Here is a 22,629-nt window from a genome sequence, read left to right as displayed (position 1 = left end):
GGTGCGGTTAAGTTCTCTGGATGAATAGTCTTTTTGCGTAAACTTTTATAAAGCTTAGACAGTTCACTGCCTTTTGGCTACTCTTTATTAAAAGGGCCCCAAAAGCCTGAAATTTGGAAACAATATTTGCTAGGAGAGGGCGACTATCTATGCCTGTTCAACAACTGTTCTATTCTACGGCTGTTCCAGTCAGCGCGCAGCGGCACGGCGACCTGTCAATCAGCACGGGAAAGTCGTATTCTTTTGCCAGCAAGACCAACTCGATCCCTGTCACCGCGCTGGAATTTGGCCCCGCTGCCAGCGATCATCCGATCGTTTTTGCAGGCGTCGGAGATGATACGGTTCCCGCCATTATCGTCGGCACCCGCAATGACGAGAACCTGGCAGTCGACCAAGATGGGCAGTGGAGCGGCACCTATATCCCGGCATTCGCACGACGCTATCCGTTCATCTTTTCCCTTGATGAGGAAAAGAACCAATTCACACTGTTGCTGGACGAAGAATATGAAGGTGCGAACCGCGAAGGGCGCGGCGAGCGGCTATTCGATTCCGAGGGTGAGCAAACCGTATATCTGAAGTCCCTGCTCAAGTTCCTACAAGATTATCAGGCTGGATTTGCGCGCACGCAGTCGTTTTGCAAACGGCTGGTAGAATTGGATCTGCTGACACCAATGCAGGCTCAATTTACGCTGCCTGAGGGAGAGAGCCGTACCCTCGGGGGTTTTCAAGTGATCGACCGGGAAAAACTCAAGGCCCTTCCTGGCGATACGCTCTCGGAATTGTGCAGCAAGGATGAGCTCGAGTGCATTTACTTACATCTGGCGTCACTGCGTCATTTCCGAGACATGTTGAACAAGGCGACCTCAATCGAAACTGCGGAGCTGGACGGCGATGCCGTGGAACAGACGGGCGAGCCTGCGGACGACCCCGAAGCGGCGGCAATCAACTGACTTTCCGGACAATAGCAGGGGCCGCACTGTCAATTATGGCCGCACTGGCCAGCGCGCCCCTGGCCGCCAAGGTCTATGATTGCGTGATCGACCCGTCTGAAACAGTGGATGTCGCCGGCCCCACCGGCGGCGTCGTTTCAGAGGTGTTTTTTGAACCCGGTGAACAGGTTGAAAAAGGCCAGGTTCTCGCGCGGCTCGAGTCAACGATTCAACGCGCGACCGTACAGATGCTGGAACTCCGAGCTGGCGACACATCGGAAATCGAAGCCCAGCGAGCCCAATTGGAGTTTCTGGAGGGGCGCCTGGAACGCACCCAAACCTTGCTGGACCGGGGAGTCGTGTCTCACGGAGTGCTGGAAGAAATCCAATCTTCAGTGGACGCAAACAGATCACTTCTGGCCCGGGCCGAGTTGGCACGTCGAGTGGCACAGGAAGAACTGACCCGAGCCAAGGCGAGCCTTTCCCTGTTGGAAATTCGCAGTCCGATAGATGGGGTCATTCTGAAACGGTACTTTGACAATGGCGAATACCTTCCTTTGGAAGGCAGCATCGCGACAATCGTTCAACTTGACCCTTTGGAAGTCGTCTCCTTTTTGCCCGTACGGGAATACAACTCTGTCTCTTTGGGTGAAATCGCCCAGGTAGAACCGGCTGCTCCGGTAGATGGGGCTTACCCGGCTAAAGTTTCTCGTATTGACCGGGTCTTTGATGTTGCCAGCGGAACCTTTGGATTGCAATTGCGGCTAGACAATCCGGATTTGAAGATCCCCGCCGGCCACCGGTGCAAAGTCACTTTTGGTGTCGAAAACTAACAACCGAGCGGTAGGCGGGCTGTGGTCCAAACCGGCTATCCCTTGGAACCGACATCGATACGATCGTGCACAAGTGGAATGTCCAGATCCACTTCGCATTCCAACTCTTGGGCGTATCGGTGGCCAGCATAGACAGCCGCTGCGATGATCCCAGGCGCCTCACAATCCCCAATCCGTGTCAGGCTGAAGGGTCGTTTCTCGTTTTCTAAGCGAAGACAGAGCGCCTTGTACAAACCCTCATTTGGCTTTCGGGCTGTGACCATCACAATGTTCTGGACTGGCAGCTTTGTTTCGCGACCACTGTAGATGCAGTTCAAAGAGGCCTCATCGCCCAAAAAATGTGTCAAACTGTGTGAGGGAAGAATGTCGATGCCGAGTCGGTGCAATTGCGTTCGAATACGCCACCTTTCGGATGTCTTTCCGGCCCAATCCGACACGCTATCGGATGGTGTAACCAAGGTGACGGCATGCCCATCAGCACGTATCCGTTCTGCGATGACACTTGCCATGTAGTAGCCATCACCATCGAAAATCAAGGTGGGCCCGTTTGGCAGGTTTCCATCCATGATGTCGTCAGGCGTGAACACGCGGGTCAGAGCCTCGCCACGCGCGATCGGGCGAAAGCATTCGTCATCGTAGTATTCTTTTCGCCACCTCGCGCCCGTTGCAATTGCAACATGGTCTGCCTCGACCGAGATCACGTCATCAACGGTTAGGCGACTTTCGCGGAAGATTTCAACGTTGGGCATTTCGAGCAGTTGCTGCTCGCGGTAATCCTTGACCCGGATGTATTCGCTCATCCCAGGCAAAGATGCTTCGCGTGCAATACGTCCACCGATCTCACGAGAGGCTTCGGCCAACATAACTTCATACCCGCGTTCACCAAGGGCGCGGGCAGCTTCCAAACCGGCTGCACCTGCGCCAACAATCAAAACACGGGCTTCCGAAGTTTTTTTCTTGATGATCTCGGGGTGCCAATCCTTGCGCCACTCCTCTCCCATCGTTGGGTTCTGCGTACAGCGCAGTGGCACACCGATGGAGTCACTGGCGTAGCACAAATTGCAACCAATGCACTCACGTATGGCGGACAGTCGACCCTGTTCGATTTTCTTTGGCAAGTAAGGATCAGCAATCGAGGGCCGCGCCGCGCCGATGAAGTCGGTGATGCCTCGGCGAACCTGGCTGACCATCGTATCGGGCGAGGTAAAGCGACCCACAGTGACCACCGGCTTGTCCGTCACCGATTTGACCCACTGCATATAGGGCTCCAGCGCGCCTTCTTTGACGAAGCGCGACACACCCATTTCAAGCGAATAATCAGCAATGTTGACGTCCCAGAGGTCCGGGAGGTCCGCGAGCCTTTCAAACATCTCGCGGCGTTCACCGAAAATCGGCTGGCCGTCCTCGCCAATCTCTTCATCCGCCGAAAACCGCACTGCAACCGCGCAGCGATCGCCCACTGCTTCCTTGGTCTCTTCGATCAATTCGCGCGTCAGACGCACCCGGTTTTCCAGGCTGCCGCCGTATTCGTCGCTACGTGTGTTCACGCGCGGGTTCAGAAAATTCGAAATCAGGTAGCCGTGTGTTGCGTAGACATAAACCACATCAAAACCCGCCTCTCGCGCCCTGAGCGCCGCTTTGCGATGCCACCGGCGCAGGTCCTTGATGTCCTGCTTGTCCATCGCGCGGGTTTGATAAGGGTGCCCCTTAGCGTTTGGAAAGCTGTCGACGTCCATACCCGGCAATCGCGAAAACAAGTTGTTCGCGTTCGCACCGCCATACCAAAGCTCAGCCCCTGCCAGGCTTCCGTATTCGTGCACGGCGTCCGTCATGAGAGTATGGGCGCGGACATCGCTGTCATCCCAAAGGGACGCATAAGGGTGTGGCAGGTCATCCGAAGACGGATGGATCGAGTTGTATTCCGTGCAGACCACTCCCCAGCCGCCTTGCGCCTTGACCTTGCGCATCGCCGCAAGCGTTCGTGGATATTGCCACCCCATACCGGTGCAATGAGGTACTTGGAAAAAACGGTTCGGTGCTGTGACCGGACCAATCTGGATCGGTTCAAAGAGAATGTCGTAACGGGGATCTCGACCCATTGTGTCTGGTCCTTGCTTGTCTTCGTTCAGGGCAATGAACGGCCCAGAAGGCTGGAAACACAGTGCCTGCCTGGGTTACACGTCTTGCTTGAACTCCGGCATTTTAAAGTGATTGGGATAGACTTTGGACAAGAAGGCCGTGATGTGATCGCGGGCTTCTAAGCGTCCGTAGTTTTCTGGATACGCCAACAACTCAAGCCAAATCCCGTCGTAAAGCGCCTCGAGAATGTTGGCGACCTGTCGTGGTGGGAGACCGCGATATGCGCCTTCCTCCTCAATCTCCTGACATAGGTCCAGGGCGATGGTGTAGCGTTCGCGATCGATATCTTCGATCAGCTTGCGATAGACTTTGCGCCGTCCTGCTTCCCCGAAGAACGCATACCAGACCGCCAGTTTTTTGGGCGTGCAAATCCGCGGGTGAAAATGCGCATCCACGATGGCCAACAGTTTGTCGGATGCGGACAAGCCTGCGCTTTCAAACGCGGCCATCCACTGTTCGTGATGCTCTTTGGCCAGATACAAAAGCGTTTCTTCCAGCAGGTTTTGCTTGGACTTGAAGTGGAAATTGACGATCCCCATCGAAAGGCCCGCGCTTTCGGTCACCGTAGACATGGTGGTGCCACCAATTCCGTTCCTGGAAATTGAATCGATGGTTGCATTGATCAACTGCTGCCGCCGCACCTCTTTCGACGCGGTGCGGCGACGCGTGTTGGTCTTTGGATTGGCTTCAACAGATTGGCTCATACTGGCCCCTCTCAACTTTCCTGCACGCAGCTCATTCACCGCTTGGAACAATTCTCTCAGCGATCTGACGCCGCCGAAACGAACTCGCTTCAAGTATATTGCATTGATTGAATACTCATTCAATAATGAGAGGAAAAACTTTTCATCACAAGACCAAAGCCACCATGACTTGAGTTTTAAAGCTCTGCCCAGAAGGTGAAAACGGGATCATGCACCAACGAGATGACTTTCCGATGAGACCGACCCAGAGGTTCAACTCGGTCCTCGATGGCCGCCCAAGCAAGATTCGCCTGGGCCTGATCCCGAAACTCGATCACTGCCATCAGAGTATGCTGGCGTTCTTCGTCCGTATCATATCCGCTGTTCGATATGCGTTGACACAACGGCGCACCCTTTTCGGCCAATCCGCTGTTGATCAAGACATCGACAAAGCTGTTCCAGGCTTGCTCAAACACTTCCAGTTCGACGGACGGCTTCAAATCAAACTGGTTCAAAAGCCTGGGCATGGTGTGGTGTCCGCCTTGGTGATTTCACGAAACCCAAGCTATGCCTATCCTGTGTCAAAGCAAGCGCCAGAGGTTCATAAATGATCCGAAACGAGAACCCCGTCATTGCCAACAGCCTGTGGTCGGCCACAGCCAAGTATACTGACACCTACCCCGCACTATCTGGGGAACAACAGGCTGACGTCGCCATCATAGGCGCCGGATTTACCGGGTTGTCCGCGGCCTTGCACCTGGCCGAAGCAGGTGCCAGCGTCACCCTGATTGACAGCCAACATCCCGGTTGGGGCGCTTCTGGTCGCAACGGCGGTCAGATCAATGTCGGACTCAAGGATGGGCCAACGGGGATAAGGGCAAAGTTCGGGGACCATTGGGGTGAACGGATGATCCGAATGGCAGGCGACGCGGGCGATCTGGTGTTTGATCTGATCGAGCGCCACCAGATCAATTGCGACGCCAAACGTCCTGGCTGGCTGCGGGCCGCGCATACGCCCAAGACGCTGCAACAGCTACATGAGCTGGCCGAAGATTGGGACCGACATGGCGGCGGCATGAAGAAGCTCGACCAAGCCGAAATGCAACGCCTGACAGGAACAGAAGCTTACAACGGGGGCGTATTGGACCGCCGTGGCGGCGTGTTGCATCCGCTGAACTATGCCCTTGGCCTGGCAGATGCTGCGCATCGCAATGGTGTCGCGATTTATGGTGGCACTCCGGCCAATCACATCCAGACAGAAGGCGGTCGATATCGGGTAAAAACGCCAAACGGTGCCATCATGACGGACAAGGTCTTGATGTGCACCAACGCCTATTCAGGCGATCTGGATCCCAAGGTCGCCAAATCTGTCTTGCCCGTGAGATCGGTGCAGGTGGCGACGCCTCCGCTTTCGGACAACATTCGCCGATCAATCCTGCCCGAAGGAAACGCGCTATCTGACGCCCGTCGTCTGTTGCTGTATTTCCGACAAGACGCTGAAGGTAGATTTCTGATGGGAGGGCGCGGAACCTACAACGACGGATCAACACGCCGACAGATTGAACGCCTCAAGCGCGTCTCGGTCGAGCTGTATCCGCAACTATCCGACGTTAAATGGGACTACGCGTGGGGCGGTTTCGTCGCGCTGACTAGGGACCATTATCCGCACCTGCATGAGCTGGCCCCAGGCATCTACGCGGGGCTTGGGTACAACGGGCGCGGCGTTGCCATTGCCACGGCGATGGGGCGCGTGCTGGCGCGTTGGGCTGCCGGAGAACCTACCGAAGATCTCGACTTTCCCGTCACGCCACTCAAACCTCTGCTGCTTTCATTTGCTCGTGAAACGCTGGTCGAGGCCGAGATCCTGCGCCTTAAGCTGTTGGACAAACTGGGCCTGTAGCGAGGTAAGCGCACCGCTTACACCCGAGAGAAAAAGCGATAGCTCAGAGCAACAGCCGCCAATCCCAAGCCAGAGCCATATCCGATCCACACGCCATTCGGCCCCCAGTCCAAAACAAACCCCAGGACATAGCCAACTGGCAAGGCGATGATCCAATAGGAAACCAAGGTGATGACAACCGGGACATGATTGTCTGTCATCCCCCGGAACACGCCCAACATCGTTCCCTGCACCCCATCTGCGATCTGCATTGCCGCAATCACCAGGAACATCGAAATCGCAAGCGCCACAACCTCGGGGTCATCCGACAAGCCCTGCGCCAAGGGTGCGCGCCCCAAAAGAATGCCGATGATGACCAGGCTCATCCAACTGACGACCACAAACAACGACGCCAGCACAATTGGCCTAAGTCGTTCTCTCTCATTCGCGCCAATCGCCTGCGCCACCCGGATCGAGATCGCAATCGAAATGCCCAATGGCACCATGTAGATGACGTCACTCACGGCAGACACGATCTGATGCGCTGCCAGCGCTGCGGCACCGAACCATCCGAGCATCAGCCCCGCGACCGCATATGCTGCGCCCTCCCCCAGGTAACCAAGCGAGAACACGGACCCCTCTTTGAGCTGGAGCTGCAATTCGCGCCAGTCAAAGCCAGAGTATGGAGGCGCGTTCCACCGTGTTTTCCATCTGCTCAGGATCACAAACGCCAAGACAAGTGACGCGCTCTGAGAGACCAAGCTCGCGATACCTGCCCCGACCAGCCCCAGGCCAGGCCACCCCCATATCCCATGTATCAGTACATAGTTTGCCGGGACGTTGCAGGCGACGGCAAAGAACGCCAGGCCGACCCCGATCCAGGGACGGTCAATCGCGTCGAACAGGGCCTTCAGAGCATAGAAGATCGTGAAGGGAACCAGCAAAAGGCTCATCGAAACCCAGTAGCCGCCGAGCAATTCAAGAACCTCGATCGGTTGTCCGAGCCAAGCCAGAGCAGGCCGTACAGCGAGCATCATCAAAGTGCCCAGAGTTCCAACGCCCAATGCCACGACAAGCGCGATCCATGTGGTTGTGATGAGCTCTTGGTCATTAGACTTGCCAAATGCCTCGGCCATGCGAACGCCTATGGCGGATACGAACCCAAACAATGCGGAATAGAAGATGATCAGCGCAGATGTGGTGATCGACACAGCCGCCAATGGAAGCGTTCCCAAAGGGGCCACCATCACGGTGTCCACAACCCCGATCAACGCCGCCGCCGCAAGGGAGACGACGATCGGAAAGGCGAGGCGCGCGATATGCTGCGCTTCGCGCATAAGACGGCCAGTGGGCGACCGCGTTGGCCGGGGTGTCTGCTCTGCGGTCATGATATTCTACTTTCCAGTCAGGCGGCCTTAGGCATCGTGATCAAGTAGATCCGGCGCCAACCGCACAAGACAGGCCCAGGCCGCCCGCTCTGCTTCCTCAGGGCTCAGACTGTCCGGGGCCAAATGCAGGCGCTGCCAGTAGCCGTCGGTAAGTGTTTCCATCCATTCAGCCATTTGAACAGCGGACAAGGTGCCCTGCCCTGCCAGCAAGTCCTGCCAGATCGCGCACAGCGTCTCACGACGCCGCGCCTCGAAATGACCGGCTACCTCGTCGTATTCCTGCTGGGACCGGAGCTCTCCCCAGAACGCGTACCAAAGTGGAAGCACCATCGCACCACAGGCGTCAGGATGAAAATCAGCCCGTATCAGGGCACGCAAACGTTCTGCAGGTTCTACGCCGGCTTGGTCCAGCGCCTTGGTCCAGTGATCTTCGTAGCGCTGATACAAATCGCGCAGTGCTTCTGTCAGCAGCCCCGCCTTTGATTTGAAGTAAAACGCGGCGACCCCCTGCGAAAGATCCGCCTCGGACGCAACCGTCGCCAGTGTGGTTTTCGCCAATCCATGCACCAGGATCGAGCGGCACGCGGCATCCAACAGCTGCCGACGCCGACGGTCTGCGTTTTCCTTCCGCTCTTTGCGGGGGCGCTTTTGTTCTGCTTGGGCCAACTGCCAATCCTCCTGCACGTGCGGACATCTACAGCGCCTGAAAAACAGGCGTCAATGATCTAAAGTTTATTTGATCGCTCAAATAAACTTTACGGAATCGAACTGCCTCTGTAAACAAAGTGCAAGGGGAGAGAATTTTGGCACTTGAGAGCAGATATGACGCGATCGTGGCCGGTGCAGGTCACAACGGCCTGACAGCCGCGGCCTATATGGCACGCGCGGGGATGAATGTTCTGGTGGTTGAAAAGAACGGCTGGATCGGCGGGGCAGCTGTCAGCAGATCGCTGCACGAAGGCTGGACCTATTCGAACTGCTCGTATGTCTGCTCGCTGCTACGGCGCGAGATCGCGCGGGACCTGGACCTGCCGAAATATGGCCTTCAGGTCATCCCCTACGAAGGTGGTGCAAGCTTTACCCGCGATGGCGACCACTTTGCTTACTATTCGGACCACAATGCGTTAAGGCGTGAAATGGCGCGCCACTCTGCACGCGATGCAGATGCGTATCGCGCCTATTCCCAAGCGATCATGCGGCAGTGCCGGTTCATTCGCCCATTTCTGCTGCGCGATGCGCCAGATCCGGCCTCTCTGCGTCCGCGCGATCTGGGAGAACTGGCGTATCTAGTCAAGAAGGCGCATGGTTTGGGCAGCCGTGAACTCGGCGAAACGCTCAAGTTCTGGACCATGTCGATTGGCGACTTTCTGGACGAGCATTTTGAAAACGGCCTGATCAAGGCCCATTTGGCGGGGTCCGGGATTATCGGTACTGGCCTTGGAGTTTATTCGCCCGGCACCGCCTATGTTCTGTTGCATCATTATATGGGCGACATCGACGGCGGCATCGGCGCCTGGGGGTTTGCGCGCGGGGGAATGGGGGCCATTTCCAATGCGATTGCGGCCAGCTTCAAAGATCATGGCGGGACGATCCACACCGGTGCCGGGGTCGAGAAAATCCTGAGCAAAGACGGCCGGGTGCAAGGCGTGGCATTGGAAGACGGCAAGGTTTTCTACGCCCCTGTGGTTGCGTCCAATATGGACATCAAACGTACCATCCAGCACCACGTGGATACGACCGACCTTCCCCACGACTTCACCAAAGCGGTGAACAACTTCAAAATTCGCGGATCGTCAGCCAAGCTGAACATCTCGCTTGATCAGTTCCCCGATTTTCCCGCCGCGCCGGAACACACCAGCTTTTTGCGCGGCGACATGCATGTTTCTGAAAGCCTGTTCGAACTGGAAAGGGCTTATGACGATTGGAAAGACGGTCGCTGGTCCGAAAAACCATATATCGACATGCTGATCCCCAGCCAGATCGACCCGACCATGGCCCCGACAGGCGCTCACATGATGACGGTCTTTGTGCAATATGCCCCTTATGACCTGAACGTTGACGGCACCAGGTCAGCTGACAATTGGACCGACGCGCAGCGCAACGCGATGGCCGACACCGTGCTGAACCAGATTTCAGTTGCCTGCCCGGATATTCGCGATCGCGTGGTTCATATGGAGGTCCGCTCGCCGCTGGAAATCGAGCGCGAAGTTGGCCTGACCGAAGGCAACATCTTTCAGGGCGAGCTGACGTTTGATCAGCTGTTCTTTAATCGGCCTGTTCCCGGCTGGTCGCAATACAGCCTGCCGATCAAAGGCCTCTATCTGTGTGGATCGTCCGCCCACCCCGGTGGCGGTGTCATGGGTGCGCCCGGCGCAAACGCAGCCCGCGCCATCCTGCGACACGAAACCCGGCACGGACGCATGAAGGGGTACGCGGCATGAGCAATTTCGATGCGATTGTCGTGGGCGGCGGCATAAACGGCCTGGTTGCTGGTGCTGTGCTTGGACGCAAAGGCAAGAAGGTTTGCATTATTGAAAGAGCCGACCGTTTCGGAGGTATGGCCTCCTACGCCGTTGACGGGGGGCCGTCGCTGGCGCATGCGCTCTACAATCTCAGCCCACGCGCCCTGAAGGACGCGGGCATCGATGTCGATCGCGCGACGTTTACTGGACAGCAGATCGACACCGTTTCGCTTGCCGATGACGGAAACCACATCGTCTTCAAGGCAAACGGTGTTTATTGGAATGATGGTTCACAGCACCCTCAGTCAAAGGCTTGGTGTGAACTGATCCAAAGATTCAAGACCTATGGCGGGCTGTTGCGGCAATTGGCGGAAGCCCCGCCTCCGGGTGGTCACAGCGCGTCCCTGTCACGGGCCAGATTGGCCGAGATGCTGCGTCTGGCAAAGGTGGGGATCGGGCTGAAAATGCTCGGCAAATCAGAAATGCGGCGTTTCTTGCAGGTTGTCCTGTCCAATGTCTACGACATCGTACTGGATGACCTGCCAGACGGACCGGTGGCCGGCATGCTTGCGGCAGATGCAATCAGGGGGGCGGCCACCGGTCCAAGGTCACCGGGTACAGTGTTCAATCTGATCTATCGGTTGGGGCACGGTGGCACCATCACCCAGCCCACAGGCGGCATGACAGCTGTGGTGGACACATTGGTTGACGGGGCGAAAGCGGCCGACTGCACGCTGCTACCCGGAACCGAAGTATCTCGCATTCTTGTCGATCTGGATGCGGTAACCGGCGTGCAAACCGCTGATGGCCAAACCCTGCGCGCGCCCTTGGTTCTGAGCAACCTGGCGTCGCCGCTGACATCCCAACTGACTGGTCCAAGCCTGTTCGACATCGAGGCCACACGCCGAATAAGAAACATCCGTGCACGCGGCACCGCAGCCAAAGTGAACCTGCGACTAAAGGATGCCTCTCCACTCCCTGGATTGAAGAGCGAACAAAAAGACGCGCGCCTGATTTATGCGCCTTCTGCAGACTATGTCGAAGCCGCCTTCAATCCCGCCAAGTATCGCGAGATGTCCAAGGCGCCTGTCATCGAGGCACTCAGGACTGAGCAGCCGGACGGATCACATTGGGTGTCTGCCATTGTCCAATACGCCCCGTCCGACCTTGACGGCGGATGGACCCAAGAGGCGCAAGATCGGCTGGCCCAGATTACCGTCGACACGTTGGACTGCGCCCTTCCCGGACTGCGCGAGCAGATCACAGACACTCAGGTCATCACGCCGGATCAGATTGCAACCGCAACCGGAGCGCCTGGCGGGCATTGGCACCACGCGGAAATGTCGCTCGATCAACTGCTGACCCTACGCCCTGCGAATGGGATAAGCCGCTATGCCTTTGGCCCCAAAGGACTGTTCCTGTGTGGAGCCGCCACGCACCCTGGCGGTGATGTCATGGGCCTTGCCGGACGCAACGCAGCGCTTATGGCATTGGAGGTGCAAAAATGAGCATCTTTGTTGATCCCAAACTGGGTCTGATCCCGAGCCCGTTCCACGCCAGTCTTGCAGAACAGAACCGCGCACACAGTTGGTACGACTGGGCCGGATACGCAGCCCCGAGCGTTTTGGACAGCATGGAGTTCGAGTATTTCGCCCTGCGCAACCAGTCGTCGCTGTTCGACATCTCACCGATGCACAAGTATCGGATCGCTGGCCCTGACGCCGCGCAAATGCTCAATCGGCTGGTCACCCGTGACATCCGCAAGATCAAAACAGGCCGCGTTGGATATGCGGTCTGGTGTGATGAAGAAGGGATGGTCATCGACGACGGCACCTTGTTTCATCTGGGCGACGACGATTGGCGGCTGTGCTGCCAAGAACCCATGCTGACCTGGCTTCTGGATGCGGCGTGGGGTTTTGACGTCGTCGTCAAAGACGAGACGCACGATGTCGCCGGGCTGTCCCTGCAAGGCCCGACCTCATTTGCTGTGCTAGAGGCCGCCGGGCTGGACGTTGCGCACCTAAAGCCGTTCGACCTGGTCAAAATTGAGCCTGACCTCATGATCTCTCGTACCGGGTTCACGGGCGATCTGGGCTATGAGCTCTGGTGTGCTTGGGATAAGGCCGAGGCACTGTGGGACCGAATCTGGCAAGCGGGCACACACCAAGGGTTGCGCGCCATCGGCTACGACGCCTTGAACATCGCCCGGATCGAGGCTGGGTTTCTGACTGCCGGTGTCGACTTTCAACCGGTTCATGCCACCGAACGCCTGCATCGCGGCCAAACGCCGTTCGAGCTTGGCCTCGGGTGGTTGGTCGACTTTGAAAAGGGTCACTTCAATGGCCGACGAGCGTTGTTGAGCAAGCAACACGCCCAAAGGAGCCTTCTGCTGCGCTGTGATGTCGAAGGGTTCAAACCCGCTCAAGGCGCGCTGATCTACAATGGGCGCAAACGCGAGGTTGGCCACATCACCTCGGGCATCTGGTCGCCGACGGCCAAAAAGAACGTAGCCCTTGCACATGTTCGCATGCCCGATGCGCAGCGCGCGTCCAGGCTGATGGCAGAGATCTACACATTGGAAGAAGGCAAGTGGGACACCAGAATGGCACGTCTTACACCCGTTCAGGGCGCCTTCTTTGCACCACCGCGCGCCCGCGCAACCCCCCCGGCCCGCACCTGACGGAGGAGCAGACGTGAATACACTAGGAAATACACCAACCGATGGCGATCTTGTTGATTGGGATCGCGATCACAACCTGCACCCCTGGGCGGACACCGCTGGTTTCGGGGCCACGGAATACATGCGTGTGAACACCGCAGACGGCATCTATTTGTGGGATGCGTCCGGAAAGCGGTACATCGATGGACCCGGTGGAATGTGGTGCACCCAAATCGGTTATGGCCGTCAGGATATGGCCGACGCGATTTCCGCTCAGGTCATGCAGATGCCTTATGCGTCCCCATGGTCATTCACCACTGAACCTGCGGCCGTTTTGGCCCGCATGATTGCCGAACGCACACCCGGCGACCTGAATACGGTGCATTTCACCACTGGGGGATCGACAGCCGTTGATACAGCGCTGCGCACCGCCTTGTTTATGAACAAGCGGCTTGGGCGCCCGAACAAGAAAATCATCATTGGGCGCGAAAAAGGGTACCACGGTTCGACCTTTCTGGCCGCCACGGTCACAGGCAAAGAACGGTTTGAAACCAGCTTTGACAAGGCACAGGATCTTGTACGCTTTCTGCCGGACGTGAACCCCTATCACCGGCCGAACGACATGAGCCTGGAGGACTGGTGCAACGCCAAAATCGCTGATCTGGAAAACCTGATTGCCGAGGTTGGCGCCGACAAGATCGCGGCTTTTATCGCCGAGCCGATCTTGTGCTCGGGTGGCGTCATCGTTCCCCCGCCCGGCTACCACAAACGCACGCTCGAGATCTGCCGCGCACATGACATCCTGTACATCTCGGACGAGGTGGTCACCGGCTTTGGGCGGTTGGGGCACTGGTTTGCGTCAGAAGACGTCTTTGGCATCGTTCCCGACATCATCACATGTGCAAAGGGTCTGACCTCGGGCTACCTGCCGCTAGGGGCGTGCATCATATCGGATGCCGTGATCAAACGTATTTCTGACGCGCCGGGCGATGACGTTTTCTACAACGGCTACACCTACACAGGGCACCCCGTCAGTTGCGCGGCGGCGATCAAGAACATCGAGATCATGGAAAGCGAAGACATTCTTGGACATGTGCAGCGCGTCACGCCGCATTTCCGGGCCAGACTGCAGCAGATCAAGGATCGGTTTCCGATCGTCGGAGACGTACGCGGCGATGGCTTGCTGGGCTGTATCGAGTGCCGCCCAGACCTGAACGACCAAAGCTATGAGGCCGATGTGAAGTTTGGACAAAAGCTGGATGATGCCTGCGAAGAACTGGGGCTATTGCTCCGCCCCTTCGGGAACATGGCCGTTTTTTCGCCACCGTTGATCATCACGCCTGATCAGATCGACGACATGTTCGACATCATGGAGGCCGGAATGACGCGGGTCAGCGAAGGCTACGAGAAGTCGTAGCCCTCGCAGCTTGATCACTCGGGCTTTCGTCCGCGGATATGGTGAGGGCAGTGTTCCCCCGACTTCAGCACCGGCTGCATCGCATCCCAGATTTCGATCTGATGTTTGATGAAGTCCGCACCGTGCCGCGCTTCCCATTTGGCACGGTTCGGGCCGGTCAACTCGGCAAGCTCTGCTGCCGACACCTGGGCGTACCAAGGGTTGCGGTTGACCAGCTCGACAGCCTCAAACCCGGCCTCTTCCATCGCGACGCGGTACTTTGCGGGTGAGGCCATCTGGAACTCCAGGTCCTCCATCTTCACATAGTGGGCCATCTCAGGCGACATATCGCCATCGTGATTGGTCAACCAGTCAGACGCAGCAAACACCCCACCTGGTTTCAGCACCCGAAGCACCTCTGCGGCCAGGGTTGCCTTATCCGGGATATGGATAATGGAATCCTTTGAGAACACGACATCAAACATTTCAGCATCAAATGGCATTGGCCCAGGAGAGACTTCGATGATCTCAACCCTTCCCTCCAGGCCAGCGTCCCTGACCCTTTGCCGCGCCGCTTCGCAAACTGGTGCCTCGACGTCTATACCTGTGACCTTTCCGGCCTCCATCTCACCTGCCAAAAGCACAGCGATGGCGCCCGAGCCGCACCCGATATCAAGGATATGCTTGCCTTTCAGGTCCACCCCTTCGACCACTCGAGCCACTTCTTCCACACCACCGGGGGACAAGAACCCCTCACCCCAAAGCTCTTCCAAAAAGTCGATGACCTGACGGTCATAAAGGATTTCGTCCGACATGCTTCTCCCCTATCGAGCCAACGCTTTGCAAACTTCACTCACCACACCAAAGATAGAACCCCAGCAGGCAACAAAGCATCCATTGTACACTTACTGAGTACCTCATTCTGAATGGCCATTCAATCAGTAGACTTTCACATGCTTGATTGGTATCGAGAAACAACCGTTACAGCGGAGCCCGATCAAAATGGCCGACATGCTTCCAACACATGCGCAAACCGTCATCATCGGAGGTGGCTCAATTGGGACAAACACGACCTACCACCTGACGAAGCTTGGCCATACGGATGTGGTCGTTCTGGAACAGGGGCAATTGACCTCTGGAACGACATGGCACGCAGCCGGGCTTATTGTGGCGGGCCTTCTGAAATCAGAGGCGGAATGCGCAATCTACACGCATGGCCGGGACCTTTACGCCAACCTTGAGCAAGAAACTGGTATTCCAACCGGATTTCGCGATGTCGGCTATTTGCAGATCGCAACCAATCAAGAACGCCTTCACGAAATGCGCCGTGTCGCAGCCTTTATGCGCAGGTTCGGAATCAACAATCACGAAATCTCAGTCACCGAAGCGCAGCAGATGTTCCCCATCGGTGACTTGTCAGATGTTGTCGGTGCCTTTCTGATCCCCGAAGACGGGCGCGCCAACCCAGTGGACGTCACCATGTCGCTAGCCAAAGGCGCCCGAAACCGGGGCGCGCGGATTTTCGAAGGAGTACGTGTCGACGAAATCCTGGAAAAGAATGGAACCGCGACGGGAGTGCGCACTGCAAGCGGGCAGACCATCACCGCCGAAAATGTCGTGATCTGTGGTGGAATGTGGTCGCGCCAGTTGGGTGCGAAACACGGCGTGAACCTGCCCCTTCAAGCGGCTGAACACTACTACCTCATAACCGAGAGCATTCCGGGCCTGCCCCGCGATCTGCCCGTGCTGGAAGACCCCTCAACCTATACCTATTACCGCGAGGAAGTTGGCGGGTTGATGCTGGGCCTGTTCGAACCCGGCGCCGCAGCCTGGAAACTGGATGGCGTTCCGGACGAATGGCAATTTGGCGAGATCGAACCGGATTGGGAACGCGTCGGTCCTGATCTTGAAAAGGCATATTCTCGGGTGCCCGACACCCTGAAATACGGAGTAAAGAAACTGTTCTGCGGCCCCGAAAGCTTTACGCCTGATCTGGCCCCTCTGGTCGGTCCTACATCGGAACTACGCAACTTGTGGGTGGCCTGCGGCATGAATTCACTGGGCATCCTGAATGGCGCGGGCACAGGTATGGTGCTGGCGCATTGGATGGTCGACGGCGTACCCCCGATCGATGTCACTGAAATCAACGTGAACCGCTTCTCACGCGAAATGGCGACACCTGCCTTCAGGCGCGACCGAACGCCCGAGCTGTTGGGGAAACTCTTTGGCCAGCATTTCCACAACGAAGGCTTCAATACCGCCCGCAACGTAAAGCGGTCCGTTCTATTTGACCGGCTCAAGGACGCGGGCGCCTACTTCACCGAAGGCAACGCCTGGGAACAGCCGGATTGGTTTGCACCAACGCCCGAACAGGCCAAGATCGAAACATATAGCTGGTATCGCCAGAACTGGTTTGATTGGCACGCAGAAGAGCATCGCGCCGCCCGCGAGGATGTGGTCGTTATGGACATGACCTCCATGGCCTGTTTCAGCGTCGAAGGGCCGGACGCCTGCGCCCTCCTCTCTCGTCTGTCCTGTAACGAGGTCGACGTCGATCCCGGTCGCGTAGTCTATACGCCGTGGGTCAATGAACACGGCGGGTTCGAGGCCGATTTGACCGTGACCCGATTGTCAGATCACAAGTTTTGGGTGGTCGTTGGAGAGAACTCTGCCGGCCACACGGAAATGCGTATGCGACGCCACATCCAAGTCGGCGAAAACGTGGTCATCACGGATGTCACTGCAGGGCGCTGCCAGATCAATGTGCATGGCCCAAAATCCCGAGAGCTGCTGAGCAGGATCTCGGGCGCGGATCTATCGGATGATGGGTTCCCATTCATGATCGCACGCGAGGTCGATGTCGGCTATGCCGTTGTTATGGCCTATCGCGTGACTTTCATTGGTGAATTGGGGTGGGAGCTTCATGTCCCGGCCACCCAAGCGGTTCAAACCTATGATCTGATCATGGAGGCTGGCCGCGACCTGGGCGTCCGCAATGCCGGGATGCAAACTCTGAACTCGCTGCGCCTTGAAAAGGCTTATCGTGATTTTGGGATCGACGTGGACAACACCGACAACCCTATCGAAGCCGGGCTAGGGTTTGCCGTCAAGCTGGACAAGCCGGGCGGTTTCATTGGTCGGGAGTCCTTGGCACAGATCAAGGCCAAGGGTGTACCGCACACCCGGATGCTGCAATTCCTGCTGAAAGACCCCGAGCCACTGCTGTACGGCAACGAGATGATTTATCTCAACGGTCAGGAAGTCGGCTATGTTCAGGTCGGCGGATACGGGCATTCATTGGGCGGCGCTGTCGGCATCGGGTTTGCGGAAACCAATGCGCCACTGACGGCGGACGTCGTCGCATCTGGACATTGGCAGATCGAGATTGCGGATGAGAAGTTCGAGGCCATTGCCTCTCTCAAGCCGCTCTATGATCCCGAAATGAAAAAGATCAAATGCTGATCTGGTGCAGCTCTTACAGCGGGAAGTGCTTGGGAAAGAACCGCGACAGTGATAGCTGGCAGACATCTCTGAATTCCCGCCGATCTGCCACTTTGGGGTACAGCACCAAACTCAGCCAGGCACCGTCCGACATCGCCTCGACTGCGCGGGCCGTCTTGTCTGCATCAAGGTCGTCATAACCGCCCTCGGCAATCAGCTCGCCGCACAATTGCAGGATACGATCATACCGTTCGTTGTCGTACTTGTTGTGAATCTTCAGGTAGTTCGGGCGATACTTGGCCTGTCCCCAGAATGCGAACCACACGGCCAGCCGCTTGTGCGTGCAGATGCTTTTGTCAAAGTCCGCGTTGACGATCGCCACCAGACGATGCGCTGGTGTTGGCTCAGCCTCGTCGTAGTACTTTAACCAGTTTTCATAGTGCTCCTGTGCGAGAAACCCCAAGGCCGCATCATAAAGCGCCTCTTTGCTGGCAAAGTGATAGTTGACCACACCGTGCGAAAGGTTGGCAGCCTCTGTCACATGTTTAAGCGTCGTGTCCGAAAACCCGCGTTTCGCGATTGAATCAATCGCAGCCATGATCAGTTGCAACCGGCGGACTTCGGGGGGCTCGGTTCGACGTTTCTTCTGAAGCTCTTTGGCCTCCACTTTACCCCTCCTCTCGCTCGGCCATCTGCCGATCCAACATATCTGCTCTTTGCTGCCGGAACATCACGATAGCAGCGATTGCGACACAGATGGCGATCACCAGGATCATGATGGTCGCAAGCGCATTGATGTCCGGCCTGAGGCCTAGTCGAATGCGTGAAAAGATCAGAATTGGCAAGGTGTTTGCGCCGGGGCCGGTCACGAAACTGGCAATCACCAGGTCATCCAACGACAATGTGAAAGCAAGAAGCCAGCCCGAGATCAACGCGGGCGTCAATTGCGGGATGGTGATCGCGGTCAGAACCTTGAATGGCTTCGCCCCCAGATCGGCGGCCGCCTCTTCCAAGGTTTGCCCCATACCGGTCAAACGCGCCTGTATGGTGACAGCCACATAAGCCATGGAAAAGGTGATGTGCGCGATGGTGATCGTGGCAAACCCGCGTTCCGCAGGCCAGCCGATCAGTTGATTGAGTGAGATGAAGAAGACGAGCAGTGAAAGCCCAGTGATCACCTCAGGCATCACCAAGGGCGCAACCAACATCCCGCCAAACAATGTCCGCCCCCTGAACCTGCCAAACCGAACCATCGCCAATCCAGCCAGTGTCCCAAGGGCCGTTGCAAAGGTCGCGTTAACCACAGCAATCTGAAGGCTCAGGGACACGGCCTGCCAAACCTCAGGCGACTGAAACAGCTCGGAATACCACCGCAGAGACCAACCACCCCACACCGGCACAAGCTTGGAGTGGTTGAACGAATAGATCACCAGCAGGATCATAGGGATATAGAAGAACGCCAATCCCAGGGTCAGCATGATCGTCAAAAAGCGTGAGCGATTACCGTACATCTAACGCTCCTCCGACGCTTTGCCCTGGAAGTACTGAAACACCATGATGGGCAAGACCAGAATGAACAGCAGGACGATGGCGACGGCCGCAGCCACAGGCCAATCGCTGTTTCTCGAGAACTCGTTGAACAGCACGCGCCCGATCATCTGCACGTTTCCACCGCCCAACAAATCGGGAATGACGTACTCCCCCGTCGCCGGAATGAAGACCAGCAGAGAGCCAGCAATGATCCCTGGCATCGTCAAGGGCAGCGTAATCCTGAAGAACGTGTTTGTGGGACGCGACCCAAGGTCTGCCGCGGCTTCGTTCAAGCTGTTGTCCAGCTTTTCCATGGTCGCGTAAAGCGGCAGGATCATGAACGGCATATAGGTATAGACAATCCCGATGTAGACCGCGAATTCGGTATATAGCATCCGGATCGGTTCATCTATTATTCCAAGCGCGATCAACAGGTTGTTGATCGTCCCCTGGTCGGCCAGCAGACCCATCCACGAATAGACACGCAGCAGGAATGAGGTCCAGAACGGCAAGATGATCGCAAACAGCAAAAGCGGTTTCGCCACCGGCCCCGAGCGTACAATCGCATAAGCAATCGGGTAGCCAAACAAGAGGCACAGAATGGTCGACGTCACCGAGATCTTGAGCGAGTTGACGTAGGTGTCAAAGTAAAGGCTGTCCTCCCAGATGTAGACGAAGTTATCAAAAACCAGCCGGATCGTGACGATCCCGCTGTCGGTCCATTCGACCAGTTTTGTGAACGGAGGGCTGGCAATGGCAAGTTCCGCCAAACTGATCTTGGCCACGATAAAGAACGGAGCCAGAAAGAAGAACAGCAACCAGAAGAACGGGATTACAGTGATGATCTGGCGCCAGTGGCTCTGGATGCGTCGCATCATCTGGGACCCAAATGATCCCTGACTGACCGACGGGGGTTTGTTGGAAACATCCGTCATTTGTTCAGCAACATGGCGCTGGACGAATCCCAGCTGATGCTCACCTTGTCCTCCCAGGTGATCTGCTGCATGGCATGCGTGGGACGCGTCTGATTAGGCCGTGTCACATCGAAGATGTCCCCGTTGGGTAGCGCGACCTTGTAAATCGACGTTTCTCCGAGATACCCGATATCATCAATTACGGCCGAGACCTGATTGGGACCTGTGACCGCCTCTTCGGATTTGGTGATGCGGATCTTCTCGGGCCGCAATGCGACCCAGATCTTACTTCCGACCTTCACCGAATGGCCGTGATCTATGTAGACCTCGCAAAACTCGGTTTGCACCCGCACGTGATCGGCGCCGTCTTCGGTCACGCGCCCCTCGAATATATTGGCGGACCCAATGAAATCCGCAACAAAGCGGGACTCGGGAAATTCATAAATCTCGGTCGGAGTTCCGATCTGCTGAAACCGCCCTGCATCCATGACCGCCATGCGTGACGACAGGGTCATCGCCTCTTCCTGATCATGGGTCACAACGATGAAGGTGACGCCCACTTTCTCTTGAATATTGGCCAGCTCGAACTGCGTTTGTTTGCGCAGCTTCTTGTCCAAGGCGGCCAAAGGCTCGTCCAGCAGCAACAGCTTTGGGCGTTTGACCAGGGCCCGCGCCAAGGCGACTCGCTGCCGCTGCCCCCCCGACAATTGCTTGGGCTTTCGTTTTTTGAAGTCTTCCAGCTCCACAAGCTTGAGAATGTCATGTACCCGGTCTGCAATGTCGAACTTGGGAACCTCGTCTTGTTCCAGACCAAAGGCCACGTTCTTTTCCACGGTCATATGTGGGAACAACGCATAGCTTTGAAACATCATGTTTGTCGGTCGCTCATAGGCGGGAACATTCGCCATATCGACACCGTCGATAGTGATCGAACCTGAGTTCAAATCCTCGAACCCAGCAAGCATTCGCAACAAGGTGGATTTGCCGCAGCCCGATCCCCCCAATAGGCAAAACAGTTCGCCCTGATAGATGTCCAGATCGACATTATCCACGGCTGTAACCTCGCCGTACTTCTTGGTGACGCCTTTGATTTGAACCAGAGGCTGTTGTTCATTCTGGTCAAGCCAGGGCGCTGCACCGGAAGGTGAAGAAACGGTCAATGTGGGCCTCGCAGTCTGCCTGAAAATGGTCGGGCCGGCAGCGGCACCCCGAATTTGAGCGCTGCTGCCAGCTTTACTGTGAGTGAGTTAGTTTCCGGCTTTGAAGTCCGTCCAGGTCCGGGTCTGCAAACGCTCGACCTTTGGGGGCAGAACTGCGGTGGTGTACATCTTGGCCACCTGATCCGACGTAGGGAACGCCGCAGGGCTGGATGTCACCGCCTCGTCAACCATTGGCTTGGCCGTCAGATTGGCCGTTGCATACCAGGTAAAGTTGCTGTCGTTGGCCGCCACTTCGGGGCGCATCATGTAGTTCAGGAACAAATGCGCATCTTCCTTGTTGGCCGCATCCGCCGGGATCAGCCAGCCATCGATCCAAAGCTGCGCGCGTCGCTCACCTTCTGGCAGGAAGAAGTCCAGAACCACGCCTGTATCAGCTTCCTCTGCGCCGGACATGGCCAGCAAGCCGTCGGGGCCCCAAGTGGTGGATACGCAAAACTCTTTCTGTGGCATCCGCTGGTACGCGTAGTTGTCAAAGGTTTTGATGTACGGACGCACCTCGGCCAGCATCGCGCCGACCTTCTCGTAATCTTCCTTGTTGGTGGAGTTCGGATCCAGCCCCATATGCGCCAAGGCCATTGGAATGATGTCACCGGGCGAATCCAAGAAGGACACGCCGCATTTCGCCAGCTCTTTCATGTGCGCAGGATCGAACACCATATCCATCGTTCCGATCGGCGCATCCGGGTAAGTCGCCTTCACCAGTTCTTCATTATAGGTGACACCGTGCGTCCCCCACATATACGGGATGAAATGCTTGTTGCCGGGGTCCCACTCGCTCGCCAACTGCCCCATGATCGCGGGATCAATATTCGCCAGGTTGTCCAGTTTGGACACGTCCAGCGGCGCAACGATACCCGCCTTGATCAGCCGTGCGGTGTCGCTGCCGGCGTGGCTTACAACGTCATAGCCGCTGTTGCCTGCAAGCAGCTTTGCATCAATCGCTTCGGCCGAGTCATATGGGTCATAGATGACCTTGATCCCGTACTCCTTTTCAAAATTCGCGATTGTATCTTCTGCGATGTATTCCCCCCAATTCGTAACCTTCAACACGCGTTCTTGTGCAATTGCTGCACCCGAAATTGCCGTGGACGTTACGGCCAACATGGAAATCCCAATGGCTTTTTTGACTGAGTTCATGGCTTCGCTTCCTCTCCCT

19 protein-coding genes are annotated in these 22,629 nt (G+C 56.8%); 8 read left to right on the top strand and 11 right to left on the bottom strand.

The window, feature by feature from the left end; all coding sequences use genetic code 11:
- Positions 1 to 149: 149 nt before the first annotated feature.
- Both TRM7615_RS20640 and TRM7615_RS20635 read left to right on the top strand, forming a co-directional pair.
- Positions 150 to 950 (top strand): SapC family protein, encoded by an 801-nt coding sequence (locus TRM7615_RS20640; RefSeq protein ID WP_108791262.1) that lies wholly within the window; start codon positions 150 to 152, stop codon positions 948 to 950.
- 83 nt (positions 951 to 1,033) lie between these two features.
- Positions 1,034 to 1,762, top strand: a complete 729-nt coding sequence (locus tag TRM7615_RS20635) for an efflux RND transporter periplasmic adaptor subunit (protein ID WP_235824160.1) — start codon at positions 1,034 to 1,036, stop codon at positions 1,760 to 1,762.
- 35 nt (positions 1,763 to 1,797) lie between these two features.
- Here the strand turns inward: TRM7615_RS20635 and TRM7615_RS20630 are convergent, their stop codons facing one another.
- The 3 genes from TRM7615_RS20630 to TRM7615_RS20620 all read right to left on the bottom strand — a co-directional run bounded on the left by TRM7615_RS20630 (position 1,798) and on the right by TRM7615_RS20620 (position 5,111).
- Positions 1,798 to 3,861 carry an oxidoreductase gene (locus TRM7615_RS20630; RefSeq protein WP_108791258.1) on the bottom strand — a complete coding sequence of 688 codons (2,064 nt, stop codon included), beginning with the start codon at positions 3,859 to 3,861 and terminating at the stop codon, positions 1,798 to 1,800.
- Between the two features lie 75 nt (positions 3,862 to 3,936).
- The gene (locus tag TRM7615_RS20625) at positions 3,937 to 4,728 is read right to left on the bottom strand and encodes a TetR family transcriptional regulator C-terminal domain-containing protein (protein ID WP_235824159.1); all 792 of its coding nucleotides are present in this window, start codon (positions 4,726 to 4,728) and stop codon (positions 3,937 to 3,939) included.
- Positions 4,729 to 4,781: 53 nt separating this feature from the next.
- Positions 4,782 to 5,111 (bottom strand): hypothetical protein, encoded by a 330-nt coding sequence (locus TRM7615_RS20620; RefSeq protein WP_108791254.1) that lies wholly within the window; start codon positions 5,109 to 5,111, stop codon positions 4,782 to 4,784.
- A gap of 80 nt (positions 5,112 to 5,191) precedes the next feature.
- On the opposite strand from TRM7615_RS20620, the gene TRM7615_RS20615 reads away from it, so the two are divergent.
- Entirely contained in the window at positions 5,192 to 6,484 is a 1,293-nt protein-coding gene (locus TRM7615_RS20615) for an NAD(P)/FAD-dependent oxidoreductase (RefSeq protein ID WP_108791252.1), read from the top strand.
- A 17-nt stretch (positions 6,485 to 6,501) separates the two neighbouring features.
- Here the strand turns inward: TRM7615_RS20615 and TRM7615_RS20610 are convergent, their stop codons facing one another.
- Together TRM7615_RS20610 and TRM7615_RS20605 are read right to left on the bottom strand one after the other, a co-directional pair.
- The gene (locus TRM7615_RS20610) at positions 6,502 to 7,851 is read right to left on the bottom strand and encodes an MATE family efflux transporter (protein ID WP_235824158.1); all 1,350 of its coding nucleotides are present in this window, start codon (positions 7,849 to 7,851) and stop codon (positions 6,502 to 6,504) included.
- 27 nt (positions 7,852 to 7,878) lie between these two features.
- The gene (locus tag TRM7615_RS20605) at positions 7,879 to 8,517 is read right to left on the bottom strand and encodes a TetR family transcriptional regulator C-terminal domain-containing protein (protein WP_108791248.1); all 639 of its coding nucleotides are present in this window, start codon (positions 8,515 to 8,517) and stop codon (positions 7,879 to 7,881) included.
- Between the two features lie 137 nt (positions 8,518 to 8,654).
- On the opposite strand from TRM7615_RS20605, the gene TRM7615_RS20600 reads away from it, so the two are divergent.
- The 4 genes from TRM7615_RS20600 to TRM7615_RS20585 are packed head-to-tail and all read left to right on the top strand — an operon-like array spanning position 8,655 to position 14,389.
- Positions 8,655 to 10,292: a phytoene desaturase family protein gene (locus TRM7615_RS20600; RefSeq protein WP_108791245.1), complete on the top strand. Its 1,638-nt coding sequence runs from the start codon at positions 8,655 to 8,657 to the stop codon at positions 10,290 to 10,292.
- Complete coding sequence (locus tag TRM7615_RS20595; RefSeq protein ID WP_108791244.1) at positions 10,289 to 11,821, top strand: phytoene desaturase family protein; 1,533 nt, start codon at positions 10,289 to 10,291, stop codon at positions 11,819 to 11,821. Before TRM7615_RS20600 ends, TRM7615_RS20595 begins: the two co-directional genes overlap by 4 nt.
- Positions 11,818 to 12,993: an aminomethyl transferase family protein gene (locus tag TRM7615_RS20590; protein WP_108791241.1), complete on the top strand. Its 1,176-nt coding sequence runs from the start codon at positions 11,818 to 11,820 to the stop codon at positions 12,991 to 12,993. The genes TRM7615_RS20595 and TRM7615_RS20590 overlap by 4 nt, the downstream gene beginning before the upstream one ends.
- Positions 12,994 to 13,006: 13 nt before the next feature.
- Positions 13,007 to 14,389 carry an aminotransferase gene (locus tag TRM7615_RS20585; protein WP_108791239.1) on the top strand — a complete coding sequence of 461 codons (1,383 nt, stop codon included), beginning with the start codon at positions 13,007 to 13,009 and terminating at the stop codon, positions 14,387 to 14,389.
- 14 nt (positions 14,390 to 14,403) lie between these two features.
- On the opposite strand, the gene TRM7615_RS20580 is transcribed toward TRM7615_RS20585, so the two are convergent.
- Positions 14,404 to 15,183 (bottom strand): class I SAM-dependent methyltransferase, encoded by a 780-nt coding sequence (locus TRM7615_RS20580; RefSeq protein WP_108791237.1) that lies wholly within the window; start codon positions 15,181 to 15,183, stop codon positions 14,404 to 14,406.
- 187 nt (positions 15,184 to 15,370) lie between these two features.
- Between TRM7615_RS20580 and TRM7615_RS20575 the strand changes: the two genes are divergently transcribed.
- Complete coding sequence (locus TRM7615_RS20575) at positions 15,371 to 17,830, top strand: GcvT family protein (protein WP_108791235.1); 2,460 nt, start codon at positions 15,371 to 15,373, stop codon at positions 17,828 to 17,830.
- A 13-nt stretch (positions 17,831 to 17,843) separates the two neighbouring features.
- On the opposite strand, the gene TRM7615_RS20570 is transcribed toward TRM7615_RS20575, so the two are convergent.
- The 5 genes from TRM7615_RS20570 to TRM7615_RS20550 all read right to left on the bottom strand — a co-directional run bounded on the left by TRM7615_RS20570 (position 17,844) and on the right by TRM7615_RS20550 (position 22,610).
- Positions 17,844 to 18,476, bottom strand: coding sequence for a TetR/AcrR family transcriptional regulator (locus tag TRM7615_RS20570; RefSeq protein WP_108791233.1), 633 nt, complete (start codon positions 18,474 to 18,476; stop codon positions 17,844 to 17,846).
- Between the two features lies 1 nt (position 18,477).
- Positions 18,478 to 19,320, bottom strand: coding sequence for an ABC transporter permease subunit (locus tag TRM7615_RS20565; protein ID WP_108791231.1), 843 nt, complete (start codon positions 19,318 to 19,320; stop codon positions 18,478 to 18,480).
- The gene (locus tag TRM7615_RS20560) at positions 19,321 to 20,214 is read right to left on the bottom strand and encodes an ABC transporter permease subunit (RefSeq protein WP_235824167.1); all 894 of its coding nucleotides are present in this window, start codon (positions 20,212 to 20,214) and stop codon (positions 19,321 to 19,323) included. It abuts the gene before it with no gap.
- Positions 20,215 to 20,270: 56 nt separating this feature from the next.
- Positions 20,271 to 21,413: an ABC transporter ATP-binding protein gene (locus tag TRM7615_RS20555; RefSeq protein ID WP_108791227.1), complete on the bottom strand. Its 1,143-nt coding sequence runs from the start codon at positions 21,411 to 21,413 to the stop codon at positions 20,271 to 20,273.
- 87 nt (positions 21,414 to 21,500) lie between these two features.
- The gene (locus tag TRM7615_RS20550) at positions 21,501 to 22,610 is read right to left on the bottom strand and encodes an extracellular solute-binding protein (protein WP_108791225.1); all 1,110 of its coding nucleotides are present in this window, start codon (positions 22,608 to 22,610) and stop codon (positions 21,501 to 21,503) included.
- Positions 22,611 to 22,629: the final 19 nt, after the last annotated feature.

The organism is Falsiruegeria mediterranea M17 (genome assembly GCF_900302455.1).
GTDB lineage: Bacteria > Pseudomonadota > Alphaproteobacteria > Rhodobacterales > Rhodobacteraceae > Falsiruegeria > Falsiruegeria mediterranea.
Note: the sequence above shows the minus strand (reverse complement) of the source record. Positions and strands in the feature narration are given on the sequence as shown.